This window comes from Pseudomonas sp. RL_5y_Pfl2_69 (assembly GCF_963970465.1).
Taxonomy (GTDB): domain Bacteria; phylum Pseudomonadota; class Gammaproteobacteria; order Pseudomonadales; family Pseudomonadaceae; genus Aquipseudomonas.
This window is the reverse complement of sequence record NZ_CAXAOU010000007.1, coordinates 257375-276436: the sequence shown is the minus strand read 5'-3', so window position 1 is coordinate 276436 and position 19062 is coordinate 257375. Positions and strand designations below refer to the sequence as shown.

13 protein-coding genes and 1 pseudogene are annotated in these 19062 nt (G+C 59.3%); 5 read left to right on the top strand and 9 right to left on the bottom strand.

Going from position 1 to position 19062, the window contains the following annotated elements; translation table 11 throughout:
• Positions 1 to 273 precede the first annotated feature (273 nt).
• Both AACY07_RS14625 and AACY07_RS14620 read left to right on the top strand, forming a co-directional pair.
• The gene (locus AACY07_RS14625) at positions 274 to 1002 is read left to right on the top strand and encodes a carbonic anhydrase (protein WP_219263203.1); all 729 of its coding nucleotides are present in this window, start codon (positions 274 to 276) and stop codon (positions 1000 to 1002) included.
• An 82-nt stretch (positions 1003 to 1084) separates the two neighbouring features.
• On the top strand, positions 1085 to 2614 hold the full coding sequence (locus tag AACY07_RS14620) for a SulP family inorganic anion transporter (protein WP_133078483.1): 1530 nt from the start codon (positions 1085 to 1087) through the stop codon (positions 2612 to 2614).
• Here the strand turns inward: AACY07_RS14620 and AACY07_RS14615 are convergent.
• From AACY07_RS14615 to AACY07_RS14580, 8 genes are all read right to left on the bottom strand, one after another.
• Positions 2600 to 3613: an AraC family transcriptional regulator ligand-binding domain-containing protein gene (locus tag AACY07_RS14615; protein WP_133078482.1), complete on the bottom strand. Its 1014-nt coding sequence runs from the start codon at positions 3611 to 3613 to the stop codon at positions 2600 to 2602. The genes AACY07_RS14620 and AACY07_RS14615 overlap by 15 nt on opposite strands.
• An 81-nt stretch (positions 3614 to 3694) precedes the next feature.
• Positions 3695 to 4870 carry an MFS transporter gene (locus AACY07_RS14610; protein WP_133078481.1) on the bottom strand — a complete coding sequence of 392 codons (1176 nt, stop codon included), beginning with the start codon at positions 4868 to 4870 and terminating at the stop codon, positions 3695 to 3697.
• A gap of 28 nt (positions 4871 to 4898) precedes the next feature.
• Complete coding sequence (locus AACY07_RS14605) at positions 4899 to 5936, bottom strand: Rieske 2Fe-2S domain-containing protein (RefSeq protein WP_339475540.1); 1038 nt, start codon at positions 5934 to 5936, stop codon at positions 4899 to 4901.
• A gap of 232 nt (positions 5937 to 6168) precedes the next feature.
• On the bottom strand, positions 6169 to 7002 hold the full coding sequence (locus AACY07_RS14600; protein WP_339475538.1) for an SDR family NAD(P)-dependent oxidoreductase: 834 nt from the start codon (positions 7000 to 7002) through the stop codon (positions 6169 to 6171).
• 16 nt (positions 7003 to 7018) lie between these two features.
• Positions 7019 to 7786, bottom strand: a complete 768-nt coding sequence (locus tag AACY07_RS14595) for an SDR family oxidoreductase (protein ID WP_339475536.1) — start codon at positions 7784 to 7786, stop codon at positions 7019 to 7021.
• 93 nt (positions 7787 to 7879) lie between these two features.
• Positions 7880 to 9124 (bottom strand): helix-turn-helix transcriptional regulator, encoded by a 1245-nt coding sequence (locus AACY07_RS14590; protein WP_339475535.1) that lies wholly within the window; start codon positions 9122 to 9124, stop codon positions 7880 to 7882.
• Between the two features lie 157 nt (positions 9125 to 9281).
• Complete coding sequence (locus AACY07_RS14585; RefSeq protein WP_339475533.1) at positions 9282 to 11708, bottom strand: efflux RND transporter permease subunit; 2427 nt, start codon at positions 11706 to 11708, stop codon at positions 9282 to 9284.
• Positions 11705 to 12685, bottom strand: a complete 981-nt coding sequence (locus tag AACY07_RS14580) for a WD40/YVTN/BNR-like repeat-containing protein (RefSeq protein ID WP_339475532.1) — start codon at positions 12683 to 12685, stop codon at positions 11705 to 11707. Before AACY07_RS14580 ends, AACY07_RS14585 begins: the two co-directional genes overlap by 4 nt.
• Before the next feature lie 1468 nt (positions 12686 to 14153).
• Here AACY07_RS14580 and AACY07_RS24295 point away from each other — a divergent pair.
• From AACY07_RS24295 to AACY07_RS14570, 3 genes and pseudogenes are all read left to right on the top strand, one after another.
• Positions 14154 to 14276, top strand: a pseudogene (locus tag AACY07_RS24295) (ESPR-type extended signal peptide-containing protein); the annotation flags it as partial.
• Between the two features lie 84 nt (positions 14277 to 14360).
• Entirely contained in the window at positions 14361 to 16424 is a 2064-nt protein-coding gene (locus AACY07_RS14575) for a YadA family autotransporter adhesin (RefSeq protein ID WP_339475529.1), read from the top strand.
• 106 nt (positions 16425 to 16530) lie between these two features.
• Complete coding sequence (locus AACY07_RS14570; protein WP_339475526.1) at positions 16531 to 17430, top strand: hypothetical protein; 900 nt, start codon at positions 16531 to 16533, stop codon at positions 17428 to 17430.
• Between the two features lie 101 nt (positions 17431 to 17531).
• Here AACY07_RS14570 and AACY07_RS14565 read toward each other — a convergent pair whose 3' ends face one another.
• Complete coding sequence (locus tag AACY07_RS14565; protein WP_339475525.1) at positions 17532 to 18887, bottom strand: MATE family efflux transporter; 1356 nt, start codon at positions 18885 to 18887, stop codon at positions 17532 to 17534.
• Between the last annotated feature and the right edge of the window lie 175 nt (positions 18888 to 19062).

Genomic DNA, 19062 nt, shown 5'->3' with positions numbered 1-19062 from the left:
GCGCAAAACGTTTTAGCGCCAACCTACAAGTAGCTGTCGAAGGAACGAGGCTGCGAAGCAGTCGTAGAATCGGTGATCGTGGTCCCCTGAATCACCACCGCCGCTGTCGTTGCATGGCAACAAAACCCCCTCCCGCAATAGGTAGCATCCTCATATAAACCCCGTGCTAGAGCATTCAATTAAGGTTCAGTTAAGTTTCGGGCGCTAACGTGACCGACGAGTCACAAATGACTCGCATTAGCTTTTCCCCTGCTCTACCACAGAGGATGAACGATGGATATCAAGGTCACACAGCGCTCGGCTGCAGCTACTGCCCCTCCTGAAACGGAACAGGCTGACGCAGCACTGCAGCTCATTGTTGAAGGTTTTCTGCATTTCCATCGTGAGGTCTTTCCACAACAGAAAGACCTGTTCAAAAAACTGGCCACCGCTCAACGCCCAAGGGCGATGTTTATCGCTTGCGCCGATTCTCGAATCGTCCCCGAATTGATTACCCAAAGCGCTCCTGGCGATCTGTTCGTCACCCGCAATGTCGGCAACGTCGTACCGCCTTATGGCGAGATGAATGGCGGGGTCAGCACGGCGATCGAGTACGCCAACCTGGCACTGGGCGTACAGCACATCATCGTCTGCGGGCACTCCGACTGTGGCGCGATGCGCGCCGTGCTCAACCCGCAAAGCCTTGAAAAAATGCCCACGGTCAAAGCCTGGCTGCGCCATGCCGAAGTGGCCAGGACCATGGTTCAGGAGAACTGTGCGTGCGCCAATGAAGCTGAAGGCATGCACGTGCTCACCGAAGAAAACGTGATCGCTCAGTTGCAGCACTTGCGTACCCATCCCTCCGTCGCTTCGCGCATGGCCAGCGGCCAGTTGTTTATCCATGGCTGGGTCTACAACATCGAAACCAGCCAAATCAAAGCCTACGACGCTGAATCCGGCAGTTTTCTGCCACTGGACAACCTCCAGACAATCCCTTGCGCGACACCCAAAGCGCGTTTCTGAACATGTCCCAATGAGGTAGCCGTGGCAACCAGGCACGACGCCGGGCTTTGCCACGCCCCAAGAATCCCCAGGGAGAATCATCATGCGTACTGCGCAATTAAAAGCAGTATTGCCACGGGAGCTATTGGCCTCTGTGGTTGTGTTTCTGGTCGCCCTGCCCTTGTGCATGGGCATCGCCATCGCTTCCGGAATGCCCCCGGCCAAAGGCTTGATCACCGGTATCATCGGCGGCCTGGTCGTGGGCTGGATGGCCGGATCGCCGCTGCAGGTCAGTGGCCCGGCAGCCGGGCTGGCAGTGCTGGTGTTCGAAGTGGTACGCCAGCATGGCATGGCCATGCTGGGGCCGATCCTGCTCCTGGCAGGTTTTTTACAACTGGTGGCCGGCCGTTTGCGTTTGGGTTGCTGGTTCCGCGTCACCGCCCCGGCTGTGGTCTACGGCATGCTTGCCGGAATCGGGGTGCTGATTGTGTTGTCGCAACTGCATGTAATGCTCGACGGCACCCCCAAACCCTCGGGCCTTGATAACCTTGCCGGCTTCCCGCAGGCAGTGGCGCAAGCCATTCCAACCCTTGGCTGGCAGGCGGGCCTGCTGGGCCTGGCAACCATCGGGGTGATGTGGTCGTGGGATAAATTACGCCCGCAAAAGCTGCGTTTTGTCCCCGGCGCCCTGCTCGGTGTGGGCTTGACCACGGCCGTCAGCCTGGTCATGGCGTTACAGGTCAAGCGCGTGGAAGTCCCGGACAATCTGGCGGACGCTATCGACTGGCTGCGTCCGGCCGACCTGCTGAACTTTGCCGATCCCGCTCTGTTGATCGCGGCGTTTGCAGTGGCGTTTATTGCCAGCGCAGAAACCCTGTTGTCCGCCGCAGCCGTCGACCGCATGCACAACGGCCAGCGCTCGGATTTTGACAAGGAACTGACCGCGCAAGGGGTCGGCAACATGCTCTGTGGCGTGCTGGGCGCGCTGCCAATGACCGGTGTGATCGTGCGCAGTTCGGCCAATGTTCAGGCAGGTGCCACCACCCGGCTTTCGACAATGTTCCACGGCCTTTGGCTGCTGGCTTTTGTGCTGTTGCTGTCCAGTGTGCTGCAAAGCATTCCGGTGGCGAGCCTGGCGGGTGTGCTGGTGTATACCGGGATCAAACTGGTGGACATCAAGGCGTTTCGCGGCCTGGCACGCTATGGCCGCATACCGATGCTGACCTATGGGGCAACCGCCCTGTCAATCATCTTCACTGACTTGCTGACCGGGGTACTGCTGGGGTTCGGCCTCACCCTGGCCAATCTGGCCTGGAAGGCAGCGCGCCTGAAAATCAGCCTGATTGATCTGCCCCGCAGCGGTGAAATGGAGTTGCGGCTCAATGGCTCGGCAACCTTTCTCAAAGTACCGGCATTGACTCAGGTTCTGGCTCGGGTACCGGCCGGTAGCATCGTGCATGTCCCCCTCAGCAACCTGAGCTACATCGACCACTCCTGCCTGGAGCTGTTCGAAGAGTGGGGACGGGCCAATGCGGCCAAGGGTTCGAAGCTGATCATTGAACCCCAGGGGTTGAAACGACGCCTGGAAGGCCGACTGCGCACGACCCGCGGCCTGGGTTCAGCCACCGCCTAGAATCAAACTGCGGTAATGCCCCGGATTGGTTCCCGACCACTTGCGAAAAGCCTTGTAAAACGAGCTGGTGTCGGCAAAGCCCAGGCGCAGGGCGATGTCGGCAAAGCTGTGGTCCGGCTCGGCCAACCAGCCAATCGCCAGTTCCTTGCGCACGCCGTCCTTTATCCCCTGGAAGGTGTGCCCTTCGTCCGCCAAGCGACGGCGCAAGGTCGATGCCGACATGCACAGGCTTTGCGCCAGGCCCGGGGTTTCAGGCCACTGTTCGGCAGGCAACTGGCGCAGATGCTGTTTGATCTGGCTGGCCAGACTCTCGGGATCCCGGTATTTGACCAGGATATTGGCAGGTGCCTCGGCCAGAAAGCGCTTCAGTTCCTGAGCATTGCGCTTGATCGGTGCATCCAGGCAATCGGCAGCAAAGATCATCCGTGTGCGTGGCCGCTCAAAGCGCAGGTTCTCGGAGAACATCACTTCGTAGTCTTCGCAGTAATCGGGCGCCGCACAGCGCAACTCAATGGCCAGAATAGGAATTCGCCGCCCGGCCAGCCAGCAGGCAACGCCGTGCACGATCATCCAATAAGTGAAGTAGGTAAAGCCACGACTCGCCGGTTGCTCAGGTTCGTGCAAGACGATTTCCGCCAGGCTTTGCTGGCGCACCAGTTGCGCCGGCAAGCGTTCCAGCATCAACGACAGAAATCCCAGCACCACCTCCAGCCCCTGGGCCAGGGTCGGCTGAGCCATTGCGGTGCGGCACATGAACGCCAGGCTGCCAGAGCGCAGCTTGCGCGGGTCCATGGCAAAAAATTCGTCATCCAGACGTCGCGCCAGCAGTCGCCACATCCGTGCATAGACCAGCGCAGGCACACGGCCATCCGGTTCGTTGAGCAACCCGGGGGCAATGCCGACCTTATGCAGCACTTCATCTGTGGCGCTACCGGGCGCACAGCTCTGCAGCAACGCCTCGCGCACTAGATGAATGGAGATGGTGTCCTTGTTCAACATTGGCCGTGTTCCGAGCCCGATGACATTTGATTGACGGCCATCTTAAGCAGCACGGATCAAAAAGCCAGCAGTACCTTAGCCTTATACGGGCAACGCCAGCGGCGGTGATGCCAAGCGTCTGGCCAAGAGTCCGGCAAAGGCCACCACCGGTACCACAGCCGTCGCCAGGGCCAGCCACAGCAGCCCGGCAAAACCGTCTGCCACCAACTGCCCCGCCAGGGCCGGGCCGACCATTGAGCTCAAGGCAAACGCGGCAGGAATCAGCATGATCGAACGCCCGCTTGGGTCGAGCCGGGCCACGGCGGCGGTCTGGTAGATGCAGCCCCAGCAGAAACCCACCTCCCAGATCCAGGCGCCCAGGGCATACATCACAAACCCTTGGGCATAGGCTAACAGCAGCAAGCCCGTGCCGATCACCGCCAGTACCAGCAGATGGGGCCAGCGCGAACCCAGGCGATCGCCGATCAGCGCCAGGGTCAGGGCCGCGCCGCCACCCAGCAGTTTGAGCACCGCAAAGACCACGCCCATTTGCGCCGGGGCGACGTCCAGTCCGTGCCCTAGCCGCTCAAGAAATGCCCACAGCCCAATCTGCCCGGCGCCAAACACGAAGAAAAACCCCAGTGCCCAATAGGCAGGCACCGGGAAGCGAAAACGGCCTTGAAGGGAGCTGTCTCCAGCCAGATCTGCATGCACGGTGAAATCACTGCGCCGGGGCAACGCGAACGCGCTCAGGCTCAGTAACAGAATCATTGCCGCCAGCACCAGCGCAGCACCGGCATAGTGAAAGTTGCTGATCACCAGCGAAGGCAATACAAACAGCACCAACGCCACCAGACCCAGTTCAATCCCTTGACGCATGCCGAACGCCCGTTCCTTGTTGGGCATCTCGGCCATGATCCGCAGGCCCAGGCACGTCATCAGCGCGGCAAAAAAGCCGATAAGGGCCCACAACGGCAACTGTGCAGCCGCTGGCAGTTGGGAGGACGCCAACAACGCCAGGGCCGCGCCCACTGCACAACCCAAGGTCAGGGCACGCCAGTTGCAACGGTCTATAAAGCCCACAGCAACCAGCGTTCCCACCAGGTAGCCACTGAAACACACCGACCCGAGCAGACCGATTTGCGTCGGTGCAAAGCCGAAACTGTCCGCCAGTGAGCCGAGCAAAATAGGCAGCGTGTTGAAGGGCAAACCGCCGATGGTCGAGGCCAGGCTCGCAGCCAACATAAAGGTCAGGGTTCTACGTTGGTTCAGCGTCATCGGCAGTGCCCTTCGCTCAAGCCATCAATCAGCGGTGATCAACAGTGGTGATTTCACGGCGTTCGGCCATGCTCGCCGGCACACTGGCCTCGTCCGTGAAGAACTGCTGATACCACTCGCGCAGCTGATACACCGGGCCATCACCTTCGGCCAATACCGGGTTATTGACCCGAACCTTGTGGGTCCAGATATCAACGTCCTGATAGAAGGAGTCGCGGTTGCGTTGCACGTAATCCATGGCCAGCGCTTCGTTCTGCTCTTCGGTCCAGCCCGGCACTTTTTTCACCATGCAGCCAAAGCGCAGCTCAAAGCTGTTGGGGCCGATCGGCACATGGCAATTGAGCAGAATGGACTTGATTTCCAGCCCTTCGAACACCGCGCGCATACGGGTCAGGTGGGTCGCAGGGCCGTAGTAGGCCGACTCTGCCACCAGATCCCCCCCCAGACGCTCGGAGTCGCCGTGGAAGATCTGTTGAGCGATATGCCCTTCAAAAACGTTATGGAAATACTTGGTCGGGGTGCCATGCACCGGCCCGAAATGCTGGGCATCCACCAGGTTGTCGACCAATTCACGAGGGTTGGTGTTGATGACCAGCTTGTCCATGTGCCAGCTGTGCAGCCACTCATCGCTGTCCATTTCGGGCAGATGGGGAATCACCACGTCTTCGGCAGGCGGCTTGCCTTCAGGGTTGTTCCACACAAACAGCAGACTGTTCACTTCGCAAGTCTGCCAGGCGCGGGTTTTGGCCTTTGGCGGAATGCGTTTGCAATACGGGATCTCGACACATTTGCCGCTGGCTTCGTACTGCCAGTGGTGGAAGGGGCAGACTACGCGGTCATTCTCGATAGTGCCCTGGGACAGGTCGGCGCCCATGTGCGGACAATGGGCGTCCAGTACACTGATCTCGCCCTTGGAGGTGGCAAACGCCAGCAGTCGCGAGCCGAACACATTCAGGGTATGCAGCTTGCCATCACGGTACTCATCCGCTTCGCCCAGACAATGCCAACCACGGCCAAAGCGCGGCGACAAAGCGTTCTCGACGTGAATTTCAGCGAGTTTAGTCATTTTTATTATTCCTCAGGTTAAGGGCCAGGGCGCTTTACCGAGAGATCTTCACCGAGGTGAGAGGCAGGCTCATCGTTCAGATGGACTAGAACACAGAGGTGTTGTAGTCGCTGTCGAGGCACGAGGCTGCGATAAGGGCCGCAGGACCTTCAAAAAACCGGGGCCGCTGCGCAGCCCATCGCAGCCTCGCGCCTCGACAGCGACTACAGGATTTGAGTGTTCAAAATCCTTATTAACGCCAATCCTCAACAATCCCGTGTTCCCGGGCAAATGGCTGGCACTGGATGGTCTTGCGCTGGTGATCGACTGCTGCATCATTGGTCGCCAGCCACAGCATCACCGCTGCCGGCACCTCAGGCGGCGCCGAGCCTGCACGCAAGGCAATCACGCCCTTGTCACCGATGGTGGCTCGCAAGGCGTCAGTGGTCACCACCCCGGGGTTGAGGGTGTAGGCGCGAATCCCCTGTTCGCCAAACTCCACCGACAAAATGCCCGACAGCCGCGACACCGCTGCCTTGCCCGCCCCATAGGCATACCCCCAGCCGCCCTTGCCCGCCGCCACCGGAGGATCGGTTTCACCCGCGCCTGAGGTGACATTGATCACCACCCCGCCACCCTGCTCCAGCATCTGGCTGACCACGGCCCGAGTCAGTAGAAACGGAGTCATCATGTAACCCTGAAACACCCGCGCCAGGGTCTCAGGCTGCAAGTCCATAAAGGGTGCGTTGAGGTCGCTGCCCTGATAGATCGCGTTATTGACCAGCACATCCACCCGGCCATATTCGGCAAATACCGCCTGGCTGGCGGCCAGCACCGACTCGCTGTCGAGCAGGTCCATCCGCACCACCAGCGCCTTGCGGCCCAGTTCGCGGATCGCTGCGGCCGTTGCGTTCAGACTGCCGGGCAGCGCCGTGCCGTCGGGGTTACGCAAGCCGTGGGTATGACTTTCACCTTCATCCAGGCTGCGTGCGCTGATGGCCAGATCAAAACCTGCGCGGGCAAACGCCAGCGCTGTTTCACGACCGATACCGCGGCTGGCGCCTGTTATAAATGCCACTTTGTTCATCAGGATTCCTTAAAGGTCAGAAGCGCTGGGCACGCACCATTGCGTCCATGCCACCATCGACAAACACGACGCTGCCGGTCACAAAGCTGGCCTGGCTCGATTGCAGAAAAGCGACAACCCGGGCGATTTCTGCCGGGCTGCCCGCTCGGCCCAATGGCGCAACAAACTCACGTACTGCCTTGCCAAACCGCTCATCTTCCTTGGCAGCCTGATGCAGCGGAGTCTCGACCGCACCCGGCGCAACCACGTTCAGGCGAATGCCTTGCGCCGCCCACTGCACCGACTTGCGCCGCGCTTCACAGGTCACGGCGTACTTGGAGCTGGCATAGGCGATGTGGGGCTGGCCCAGTGTATTGGCCAGCTCCAGCGCCAGGTTTTCGTCACCGGCCAGCATGGCCGCGACCATCGGCTGTTGATCGGCACCCGGCTGGGTGGCTGCCACCGAGCCTATGACCAGCGCGGCCGGATGTTGCCCCTTGGCCAGTGCATCGGCCAGGCCGTCCAGCAACTCGCTGACGCCGAAGTAGTTCACCGCCAGCACCAGGCTGCTGGAAGACGCCGTTACCCCGAGCCCGGCGCAGCACACCAGGCCGTCGAGTACGCCGTCTGACTGTTCAAGCACCTGCGCCACGGCCGCCTGACGCCCGGCACGGGTCGACAGGTCGGCAACCACCTCGGCACTGGCCCGATCAATCCCGATAATGCGGTGCCCCGCAGCCCGTAATACCGCGCACACGGCGGCGCCGATCCCGGAAGCGGAACCACTGACAGCTGTAACTGGCATAAGACTTTCCTTGATGATTCAGGCCCTGGTTGGCCTGTCTGAAGGGCAGCTGGCAGTGACGTTCAATCGCCACTGCCGGCCTGGAATCAAAACTCAAGCGCTTTTGCGAATGGGTCGCGCCAACTGTGGCGCCGGCACTATCACGGATTCAGCCGCTCGCAAGGCGCACTTGGGCTTTCCCAAGGCAACCACGCTGTTTAGCAAAATCCTTACCAGTTCGGTCTGACGGCGCACACCGGTCTTGGAGAAGATCGAACGCAGGTGCGCCCGCGCAGTGTTGCGCCTGATGTTCAGGTTTTCGGCGGCTTCTTCCAGGGACAAACCGTTTGCCAGCTCCATCGCCAATGCGGTTTCGGCCTTGGTCAGGTTGAACAGCTGCTTGGTCACCACTTCACTGGCCAGGGACTTGCCGACCGAGTCACGGATATAAATCACCGCCGCAGGCTTGCTCTTGCCTTCCGCCCATTCGAGGGAAGGAATCGCCTCGACCACCAACCCCAGGCTGACCTGCCCCGATGGCCGGGTAACGGACATCGCGTCGGCCGTCACCCCGCCGTCGCGCACTTCCTGGCTGAAGGCGTGCTTGACCAGACGCTGCAGCTCACGGTTATCGCTGGGGTATGTGGCCTCCAGCCTGCCGCCCACCAGCTTCAAGCCATCGGCATTCTTGAGGATTTCTTCGGCCACCGGGTTGAGGCGCAGCACCTTGCCGGTTTCGTCGAGCACGATGGTGGCCACGGACAGGCGACTGATGGCCTGGGCGTAAAGCTCGCTCATGGACTCGCTGCGATCGAGCAGGTTGTGCAGGTGCAGGGCCCGGCGCAAATGCGGCAGGAAGCTGCTGCACAACGCGCGCTCGGCACTGGAGAAGGCAGGTGAGGTTTTGGGCCGGGTCAGACGAAAACGCAGCTTGCCACCGTCGGGGGTCGATATATCGGCACCCATGACGTGGAAGACATCCTGCTTGGCGCAGTAGGCCTTGAAGTACGGCGATTGCACCCACTCGGATTCGCTCATCAGGTCTTCAACCGTAAACACCTGGTCAAGGGCCTGTCCTGCGAACGGGGTATTGGCTTGCGGGTAAGTTTGATACGTCAGCTCACCCTCGCCTTCGATATCGCCGGCCACAATCATCAGGCCCAGGTCTGGCTGGTCCGGAACCCGCAAAATCAGGGTCGCGTAGTTGGCCTTGAACATGCTGCGTACGGCACACAAGGTACGGCCCATCGCTTTCGGGTCCAGCGCACCGTCGTAGAAGCTGCCGACCATTTGATCGTAATCGGCCAATTCGAGCCCCAGACTGGCCAGGGTTTGGTGGTTCAGGGTCACTGTATCCACGGATGTTTCCTCGCGTTGGGTCAGGTTCGGGACCTGCCCTTTTTATTGTTCTTATTACCAGCGGTTGTTTGTGCGCAGCCCCTGCAACTGCAACTGCGCAAAAACGACTCAGTGTCTCTTTATGCTGGCCGTCATTCAAGCCCGGCAGGCTGTCTGTTCAGCGGTTTGTGGAGTCCTTGGCCGCCACGCTCTGCTTGAGCGGGTAATGCCCGGCAGGTGCGTCCTGTGCCCGGGTTTTCACCTTGACCAGCGGTCGTCCCAGATTGAACCAGGCCGCCAGCGCAGGGAGCAGGAAGATCGCCCCCAGCACGTTGACCAGGAACATGAACGACAGCAGTACGCCCATGTCCGCCTGGAACTTCAACGGTGCAAAGGCCCAGGTACACACACCGATGGACATGGTCAGCGCGGTAAACACCGCCGCCGTGCCCCGTTGGCACATGGCCTCGTAAAACGCGGTGCGCAGGTCTTTGCCGTCGGCCATCTCATGGGCAATACGCTCGTACAGATAGATCCCGTAATCGACCCCGACGCCCACACCCAACGCCATCACCGGCAACGTCGCGACTTTCAGGCCGATGCCCAGGGTTGCCATCAAGGCGTTACACAGAATGGCAACAATCGCCAATGGCACCAGGATGCACAGCACGGCCCGCAATGAACCGAAGGTCAGCCAGCAGAACAGCGCCACCGAACCGAACAGGGCCGCCAGCATCACCACCTCGGCCTGCTTCACCGCTTCGTTGGACGCCGCCATCACGCCCACGTTGCCGCCCGCCATCAGGAACTCAACATTCGGCCCTTGCAAACCGGCAATGATGCGCTGGGTTTCGTTGACCACATGGCTCACCGTCGCCCCTTCGTGGTCGGTGAGGAATACCAGGATCTGCATCCGCTGACAGCCTTCGGTCACCAGCCCGTCATCGGGCATGTAAGCCCGGGAGCCCTGACTCAAGCCACGTTCGGAACCCGGGATTGCCGACCAGCGCGGATTGCCCTCGTTGTTGCCGGCAATCACGGTTTTACCCATGCCCGCCACGCTCTGCACCGACTGCACCCCCTCGACACTGCGGATCTGAAAGTCGAACGACTCGATCGCGCGCATCACCTGGGGGGCCAGGCAACCCTCTTCAATGCCTTTGACCTGAACAAACACCGACATCACATCCAGACCGATGGAATAGCTGTTGATGATCTTCTGGTTGTCCTGGTTGTAACGCGAATCCGCCCGCAGCTCCGGCGCGCCGACGCCGATGTCGCCTACCGCCAGGTCCCGGGCCTTCCAGGCCCCCACACCGAGCAGCAACAGGCTGACCACAAACACCGCCAGTGCCGGTTTCGGCTCGGCCAGCGCCGACAGGCGCCACCACAAAGCGTGCCTGCCCTGCACCTTGAGGCCCTGGGCCAACGCGCCCGGTTCGAGTTTCAAATACGACAGGATGATCGGCAGCATCAACTTGTTGGTGATGATCATCAGCATCACGCCAATACAGGCGGTCACACCCAGTTCATGGACGATGGGAATGTCGATCAGCATGATCACGCCAAAACCCAGGGCGTTCATCAGCAACGCCAGGGAGCCGGGAATGAAAATCTTGCAAAAGGCCCCCTGCGCGGCCTGCACCGAAGAGCTGCCGCGCAGCACGTCCTGCTTCCAGGCATTGGTCATCTGCACCGCATGGGACACGCCAATCGAGAAAATCAGGAACGGCACCAGAATCGACATCGGGTCGATCCCCAGCCCCAGCAAAGGCAACAGCCCCAGCAACCAGACGACCGGCAGCAACGCCACCGCCAAGGCCACGACCGTCAGGCGCCATGAGCGTGAATACACCCATAGCATCAAGGCGGTGATGACAAAGGCAATCACAAAGAAGCCGATCACCGTGGTCAGCCCGTCAACCACATCGCCCACCAGCTTGGCAAAGCCGACGATATTGATCTCGATATCGTCATTGCTGTACTTGGCGCGGATATCTTCAAGCCGCTTGGCCACCTCGGCATACGACACCGACTTGCCGGTTTGCGGGTCGAGATCCTGCAGGTCGGCGCGCACCATCGACGAGGTCAGGTCATTGGCCACCAGGCGCCCGACCTGCCCCGAACGGGCGACGTTGTTGCGTACCTGGGACAGGTCTTCGGCCGAGCCGGTAAAGCGCGGCGGCACGACCACATCGCCAAAAAAGCCGTCTTCGGTGATTTCGATATACCGCACATTGGCCGTAAACAGCGACGTCACACTGGTGCGGCTGACGCCATTGATGAAGAACACGTCATCCGTGACCTTGCTCAGGGTTTCGAGGTATTGACGGTTATAAATATCTCCCTCGCCCTTCCACTTCACGCTGACCAGAAAACGGTTGGCGCCGGTGAAGTACTGGCTGAAATTGAGGAAGTTGACCATGAACCCGTTGCGCACCGGGATCTGCTTGTTGAAGCCCGGGTCCAGCTGAGTGTGGGTGGCGCTGTAACCCAGGGCCAGCGTCAGCAGTACAAACAGTGCCAGCAAGCCTTTGCGCCAGATAATCAACCGATCGGCAACCCGCTCGACCACGCGGTTTACTGCAGTTTTTTCGCTGCTCACTGAGCACCTCCAAGCGCGGCAACACCGCCATCGGCACCTTGAAACACGCCGCGCTCACCGCCCACCAGCAAGCGATGGGCGCCGATCAATACCGCCGAGGTCAGCGTACCCAGCCCAGGCAGGCGCGTAGCACTGACCAGACGACCATTGCCGTCCAGGCGCACCAGAGAACTGCCCGCGCCGACAATCAGCAGGCCACCGCCATTGGGCAACAGCGCATGCCCATAGAGCGGCAACTGATTGCCTACCTTCACAGGCTCCCAGGTGTTGCCGAAGTTCTGGCTGACAAACACATGGCCGCGCATGCCGTACGTAACCCAGCGATCGGGGCTCAGGCGCACCACACCAAACAAAGAACCGTTGTAGAACGGTTCCAGCTTCTTCCAGCTCAGACCGGCATCATCACTGCGCAACACCAGCCCCTGCTCTCCGACCACCATCCGCCGGCCGTCGGCACCGCCGTCCATGCCGTTGAGGTGAGCACTGTCCACTTCCAGGGGTTGGGCTTGCCAGGTGCGACCGTCATCATTGGACTGGTAAAACTTGCCGAAGCTGCCGAACGCCAGCACGCGATTGCCACCGGCACTCCAGACACCCAGCAACGGCTCGGCGACTTCGCCATCAAAGCGGACCTCGGACCAGTTCGCGCCTTCATCTTCAGAGCGCAGAATCCAGCCATCATGACCGACAGCCAGCAGGCTCTTGTCTTCAAGGGCCACCAGCGCGGTGAGGGTCAGATCCCGTTGCGGCTTGACCACAGCGGCCTGCCAGGAGAGGCCCTGATCATCACTGAGCAAAATATTGCCGCGCTCACCCACGGCGACCACACGCTGATCGAGGTAGAGCATGCCGTTGATTTGCAGGCGGTCCGGGCGCAATTGAGCAGAAGCGACGGTAGAGGCAGGACGGGGGGAGAAAGTGAATGCGATGGTTGCAGCGACAATCAGGCAAACCAGATAGCCGATCATTGAGCGCATGGTAGATGCCTCGCTGCACAATTCAATTGCTGGGCAGAGTTCATGCAGCCAGTCCTCTTTTTATTATCTTGGATGCTCTGGCTTGCTCCTCGGCGAGGTATCCAGAACCTGGCTTCGATCATCGGACTGGTCAGTCACAGGCACATCGTCCAAATGGCCTAGCCCGGATGGAGGAGTGAAAAAACGGCGATAGAGAATGGTTTTGCGCCTGTATCCGCTGACACCGGTACACGCGCAGTACCTGATTAATCGAGGAAGCTGATTTCACGACGGCGACGTCGCCGGACGCAGCCTCGCACGGCTCGTCAGCGACTACAGACTCACGTTTACCCGCGCTGTAGTCGCTGACGAGTGGAACGAGGCTGCGATCGAGAGGGTGCGCCATACCAGCCGGTAATACGCAGTCTGCGACACCTATAACTGTCATGACACCGCGACTTCAATACAAGCGCACGCATAACCCGTACAAAACACATTGACCGCCAGACCGGCTTACAGAAGTAAAAGCCCTCGCAAACAAACAATACGCCACGTGATTTTCGCACTGCCATATTTATTATATTACGGTCAACCATCATAACAACACGGCAACTTACCAAGCGCCAATTTATAGATAAATCATATTAAAGCTGACATATTAAAACCGATAAAACACACCACCAGACCTGCACAACCACCAACAAAACCCCATAACTTGCCGCCACTCACACAAGAACTTATTACCTTAAACAAAGTGTATAAGCATCACTGTAAAGCTCACGCCCGCCCGCGGGCCAGCATCTGAAATATCATAACCACAAGTTCAAATTGATGTTTAACCTCTTTTACATGAACGCTCTAGTTCAGGGACAGTCAAGCAGCCTGCTCTTTGCCACTGAGACACATCAGGCGCAAGCCCCACTGAAACTGATTAACGTAAATAAAAATTATATTTTCAATAGGTTGGGCTTCCACACCCGCGTTTTAAACTTACCCCGCCACAAGCCTTCCAGCACAGGGCGCTCAACCTATTACTTCGCTGTTAACCTTATTGAAATCAATCAGCACGCCCTCCACACACTAAACATTAAACACATCCGACTATAATTCCGAAAACTTGCAATGCTCTACAACCGTACTACTTTTGATTATGCACCACGAACACTACCTGCCCGCTGTCCGGCCGCACTCGTTCCGTTTGCGCTTTAGGGCGAACACATCAATTGCGCGCTCGCACTATTGAAACCCGGAACCAACAATACTGTTTGATAACGACACCCCACCACGACCCCAAGAGGCCCCAGATAATATGCGCGCTTTATCTTATGCCGGAGCAACCAGCACTTGGCTTGCAATAAAGCCCCTGCCCGTTCCACTCTGGTGCCGCAAACTTTAACCCGTACTTAAACACCGTATGCAAAGGCGGTAGTTCCTGGCGCACTTAATATTCCTTCATCAGAGGCTGGCGTACATCACGCCATAAAAAATTATGAACAAGATCTTTTCTGTGGTGTGGAGTTACTCCTTGAGCGGTTGGGTGGTAACTAGCGAATTGGCGCAAAAAACATCCAAAACCGGGCCTTGCAAGGGCATTAAAACATTAGTGGCCGTGGCTGTCGGGCTCTCTTTCGGGCTGGTGTCCACGCTCGCGCTTGCAGGTACGGCAATGCAGGGAGGGGCCGTTAGCGATACTTCTGTGCTAGGTACCGGGGCCTCGACAGCCGCAACCGTAGACGGCTTTTCCATCGCCATTGGTGGCGGTACCGGGGCCACGGCCAGAAACAGAGCTGTTGCAATCGGTGAAGCCGCAAATGCAACAGGCGACAGCTCTTCGGCTTACGGGCGCCTTGCCAATGCCACCGGCACTGATTCTGTTGCGATCGGATTAAGCAGCAATGCCCAAGGTTTTGATGCGATTGCCATAGGCCGCTTGGCTGTCGTGAGCGCCGCTGCTAACCAAGCGTTGGCACTGGGCACCGGTGCAAACGCCAGTAACTCCGGCGCCGTTGCACTTGGCTCCAACAGCACCACCGCTGCCGCGGTCGGCACCAGCGGGGCAACCATTGGCGGTGTCGCCTACACCTTTGCCGGGACCACTCCGAATAGCGTGGTCAGCGTCGGCAACGTGGGTACAGAACGGGAGATCACCAATGTCGCGGCTGGCCGAATAAGTACCACCAGCACCGACGCAGTGAACGGCTCGCAACTCAATGCAACCAATCAACAGGTCACCAACAATTCAACCGCTATTACCAACATGAACAATGGCGCCGGGATTAAATACTTCCACACCAACTCGATACTGGACGATTCATCGGCGGCAGGCCTTGATGCAACAGCGGTCGGGCCCAATGCCCAGTCTCTGAATGCCTCGGACACAGCAATCGGCGCCAATTCCATTGCCAGCGGCGGCAACTCCCTGGCGGCCGGTTCGGGAGCTACTGCCAGCGGTGCCGGAGCAGTGTCCCTGGGTAACGGCTCGCAAGCCAACTCAGCAGATGCCGTAGCCATAGGCACCTCGGCACAGGCTACAGGCGGTAAAGCCGTGTCCATCGGTGCAGGCAATATCGCCACCGGCAACGGCGCAGTGGCCATCGGTGACCCCAATACCGCAACAGGTACCGGCGCAGTCGCCATGGGCGACGAAAACACCGCCAATGGCCAGGGCAGCGTAGCGCTGGGCCACACCAATACGGCAACGGGCCAGGGAGCGGTGGCACTGGGCAATGTCTCCCAAGCCAACGAGGCAGGCTCTGTTGCCCTCGGCGATGCAGCCATCGTGGCGGTCGGTGCGACCCAGGGCCTGGCACTGGGTTCCGGTGCAACCTCCAACAACGCTGGCGCCGTTGCGCTCGGCGCTGGCAGCACCACCGCTGCCGCGGTCGGCACCAGCGGGGCAACCATTGGCGGTGTCGCTTACACCTTTGCCGGGACCACTCCGGCCAGCGTGGTGAGCGTCGGCAGCGTGGGGGCAGAACGGCAGATCACCAACGTTGCGGCTGGCCAAATAAGCGCCACCAGCACCGACGCAGTGAATGGCTCGCAACTCAATGCGACCAATCAACAGGTCACCACCAATTCAACCGCTATTACCAACATCCAGAACGGCACGGAAGGCATGTTCCAGGTCAAGAACACCAGTGCATTGCCCAATCCTGCGGCAACCGGTACCGACACGGTCGCAGGCGGTGGCGGCGCGCAAGCTTCCGGCAACAACAGTACGGCCGTGGGTAGCAATGCCATTGCCAGCGCAGAAAACACAGTCGCGGTCGGGCACGGAGCAACCGCTACAGGAACGAACAGCGTGGCATTGGGTGTCAACTCGACAGCCACTCGCGACAACAGCGTTTCGGTAGGAGCCCCCGGCAGCGAACGGCAGATCACCCATGTTGCAGCCGCAACTCAAGGCACCGATGCGGTGAACTTCGACCAACTCAACAGCGCTACGGCAAACACCACCAACAATGCCAACACCTACACCGACCAACGTTTTTCCCAGCTAAAAAGCGACCTGAACAAACAGGATCGTGTCTTGAGCGCGGGGATCGCCGGGGCCATGGCCATGGCCAGCCTGCCACAGCCTTACGTTGCAGGTGCCAGCATGACAGCCATAGCGGCCGCCACCTATCGCGGGCAACAGGGACTGTCGCTCGGGGTGTCGAGAGTTTCTGATAACGGCCACTGGGTGGGCAAGCTCCAGGCCAGTACCACTACCCAGAGCTATTTGGGGGTAGGGGTCGGTGTGGGCTACCAGTGGTGAACCTTAACTGAAGCGCTCTACAAACGACGGTCTACCCCCGTCACTGCTGCCCCGGCACGGTTCTATGGGTGCCGGGGCATTAATCTCAAAAATCAGGACGGATACCATGTCATTGCTCAAAACAAGCGGATTGGTTTTCTCATTGGCGCTGATGGCCGGCTGCGACGGCGCTCCACAAGTTCTCGCCAACCTCACCCATAAGGAGCCGAACGGAGTCATGATCCCGGCGCTGCCAATCATCCAGGGAGCGGTCATGGGGTTAGTGCCTATGGTCGAAGGGCAACGCAACGATGTGATGATGCACCATGTCTGCGCAATGGCACGGGGCGAAAGCACAGCCAAACAAGTTGCCGAAACCTTGAAAAAACAGGGGATTGATTTGAGCAAAACGCCTCAACAGGGCGATCCATTGTCATTGCTGGTGGATCCGGACATGTCTCACCGCGAGACCGCATGCGCAGCCTACATCGCCACGTCGACAATGGTACTGCCCAAAACCAGTGAGTTTATGGTGCAAACGATCACCGAACACCCACAGGGAAAACAGTCGAAGACACTGACTGTCGACCCGCAAAAACTGAATAACTTCATGCGGGTGCAATTGGCAATCGCCAAGTCTGATGCAGACGTATTTGCCATGATTGCGACCCAATTGGCACAGACTCCGGGCTTGACCCTGGATCAATACAATCAGCGGGCCAAAAGCCTGTTTGCAACCATTGCCCCCCGATACTTGCAGCGGGTCAAGGAACTGTATGCCAGCGATAAAAATACCCTGTTTGCCTTAAGGGATTATTCGCAGAACGGCTTCAAGTTCGTGAGCAGTAGCGGCCTTCTTTTTGAATACGACTACAACGGCCTGAACCTGACCTTCAACCGCATCCCCTGGTACGGGTCTGGCCAGTTGCTGGGTAAAACCTACTGGCTGGATGTGGCGTATTTCGATCCGGCACTGGTAACGGCGTTGCAAGCGGTCCCAGGCAAAACCAACTCCGTCAGGCCTTGAACCCATCGCAGACTGTCGCCCTTGCACACGTGTGCAGTGCGGCACCGCACGTTGTCGCAGAGCCGGATATGTACCCGGTACCCGGCCTGGCAGCGCAAACCTCAAACCAGCCGCTGAATCTGCTTGTGCCGCCAGACCAGCCGGTAATAGGCAGTCTGCAACACCAGCATGGCGATATAAGTCACCGGGAACGCCATCCACACGCCTTGCAAACCAAAATGCGCATCCAGTGCATAAGCCACCGGCAACTCAATGCACAGCACGCAGAAGATCGTGATCCCCATAGGCACCAGCACCACGCCGCTGGCCCGCATGATCCCGCCAATAACCGCCTGGAAGCCAAATACAAGCACGCTCCACAGCATGATATGCAGCAGGTGCTCAGCCCTGACCCGCGCCTCGACATCGGTGATGAACAGTCCCAGCAACCAGTGCGACAGCCCATAACCGAGCACGACCAGGGCACCGGTCAGGCACAGGTTGATCAGCAAACCGGTGCGCAATATCAACCCGATACGCTCAATGCGACCGGCGCCAATGGCCTGTGCCCCCAGAATCGAGGCCGTAATGGCAATCGACAGCGCCGGAAACTGCACGTAGTTGACGATCTGGGTCACGGCTCCATAGGCCGCCGTGGCCTGGGAGCCGTGACTGTTGACCAGCGCCAGGATCACCAGCTCCGACAGCGACAGCACCACCATCTGCACGCCCGTGGGCAAACCGATACGCAGGACCTTGCCCAGAATCTCCCGGTTCAGGCGCAGCGCAGCCCAGAGTTCGCGGTCCGGAGCCATCACATGGTTTTTGTGGCGCAAGCGCAGCACCAGAAACAGCATGGCCAGCACGTTACCCACCAGCCCCGCATAGGCCGCACTTTGAATACCCATCGGCGGCAAGCCGGTCCAGCCCAGGATCAACGCCGGGGTCAACAGCAAGCCCACCGCCGTGGACACCATCAGTGCCAGCAACGGCGAAATCGTGTCACTGACCCCACGCAGGATTTGCGTGAACAAAATAAACACCAGCAGCAACGGCATGATCAGCATCATGACCCTGGCATAACCGACGGCCTCCTCCAGCACGTCAACCGGCGTGCCCAGCGCCTGCAAGGCGGGCCGCGCCAACAGGCTGCCCAACACCGCTGCAATCAGACCGATCAGCGCCCCAAGGGTCAGGGTCGCCCCGGTGATCTGCTTGACCATCGTTGTTTCCCGCGCCCCCCAGGCCTGACCGATCAGCACGGAAGCGCCCGCCCCCAGACCAATCACCAGCGCAATAAAAAAGAACACGATGGGAAACATCCCCGACACCGCGGCCAGCGCTTGCGTACCCAGCAATTGCCCGACATAGATCCCGTTGAGGGTGCCGGAGAAACTCTGAAGGAAGTTGGACAGCACCATCGGCGCAAGAAAAATCAGGTAGATCAGCCACAACGGCCGTTGCGAAGGGGTTTGCATGAACAAAGGGCCTGAAAAAATAACCAACGGAAGTTATACCGCAAATGTATCCAGATGTTCCTGTCGAGCATCATCAACGAACCGGCTACCGAGCCTGGTCATGGACATTTGGACTACGCTTTCTGACGACTTGCTGAACATGAAGAAATATTCAGAAACGTTTCAGCTTTTTGCG

Coding starts and splice junctions, on each gene's coding strand:
- AACY07_RS14580 (WP_339475532.1), bottom strand. CDS start 12,685: ATGCGCTCAATGATCGGCTATCTGGTTTGCCTGATTGTCGCTGCAACC.
- AACY07_RS14615 (WP_133078482.1), bottom strand. CDS start 3,613: ATGTTGAACAAGGACACCATCTCCATTCATCTAGTGCGCGAGGCGTTG.
- AACY07_RS14595 (WP_339475536.1), bottom strand. CDS start 7,786: ATGCCAGTTACAGCTGTCAGTGGTTCCGCTTCCGGGATCGGCGCCGCC.
- AACY07_RS14605 (WP_339475540.1), bottom strand. CDS start 5,936: ATGACTAAACTCGCTGAAATTCACGTCGAGAACGCTTTGTCGCCGCGC.
- AACY07_RS14600 (WP_339475538.1), bottom strand. CDS start 7,002: ATGAACAAAGTGGCATTTATAACAGGCGCCAGCCGCGGTATCGGTCGT.
- AACY07_RS14625 (WP_219263203.1), top strand. CDS start 274: ATGGATATCAAGGTCACACAGCGCTCGGCTGCAGCTACTGCCCCTCCT.
- AACY07_RS14570 (WP_339475526.1), top strand. CDS start 16,531: ATGTCATTGCTCAAAACAAGCGGATTGGTTTTCTCATTGGCGCTGATG.
- AACY07_RS14620 (WP_133078483.1), top strand. CDS start 1,085: ATGCGTACTGCGCAATTAAAAGCAGTATTGCCACGGGAGCTATTGGCC.
- AACY07_RS14565 (WP_339475525.1), bottom strand. CDS start 18,887: ATGCAAACCCCTTCGCAACGGCCGTTGTGGCTGATCTACCTGATTTTT.
- AACY07_RS14610 (WP_133078481.1), bottom strand. CDS start 4,870: ATGACGCTGAACCAACGTAGAACCCTGACCTTTATGTTGGCTGCGAGC.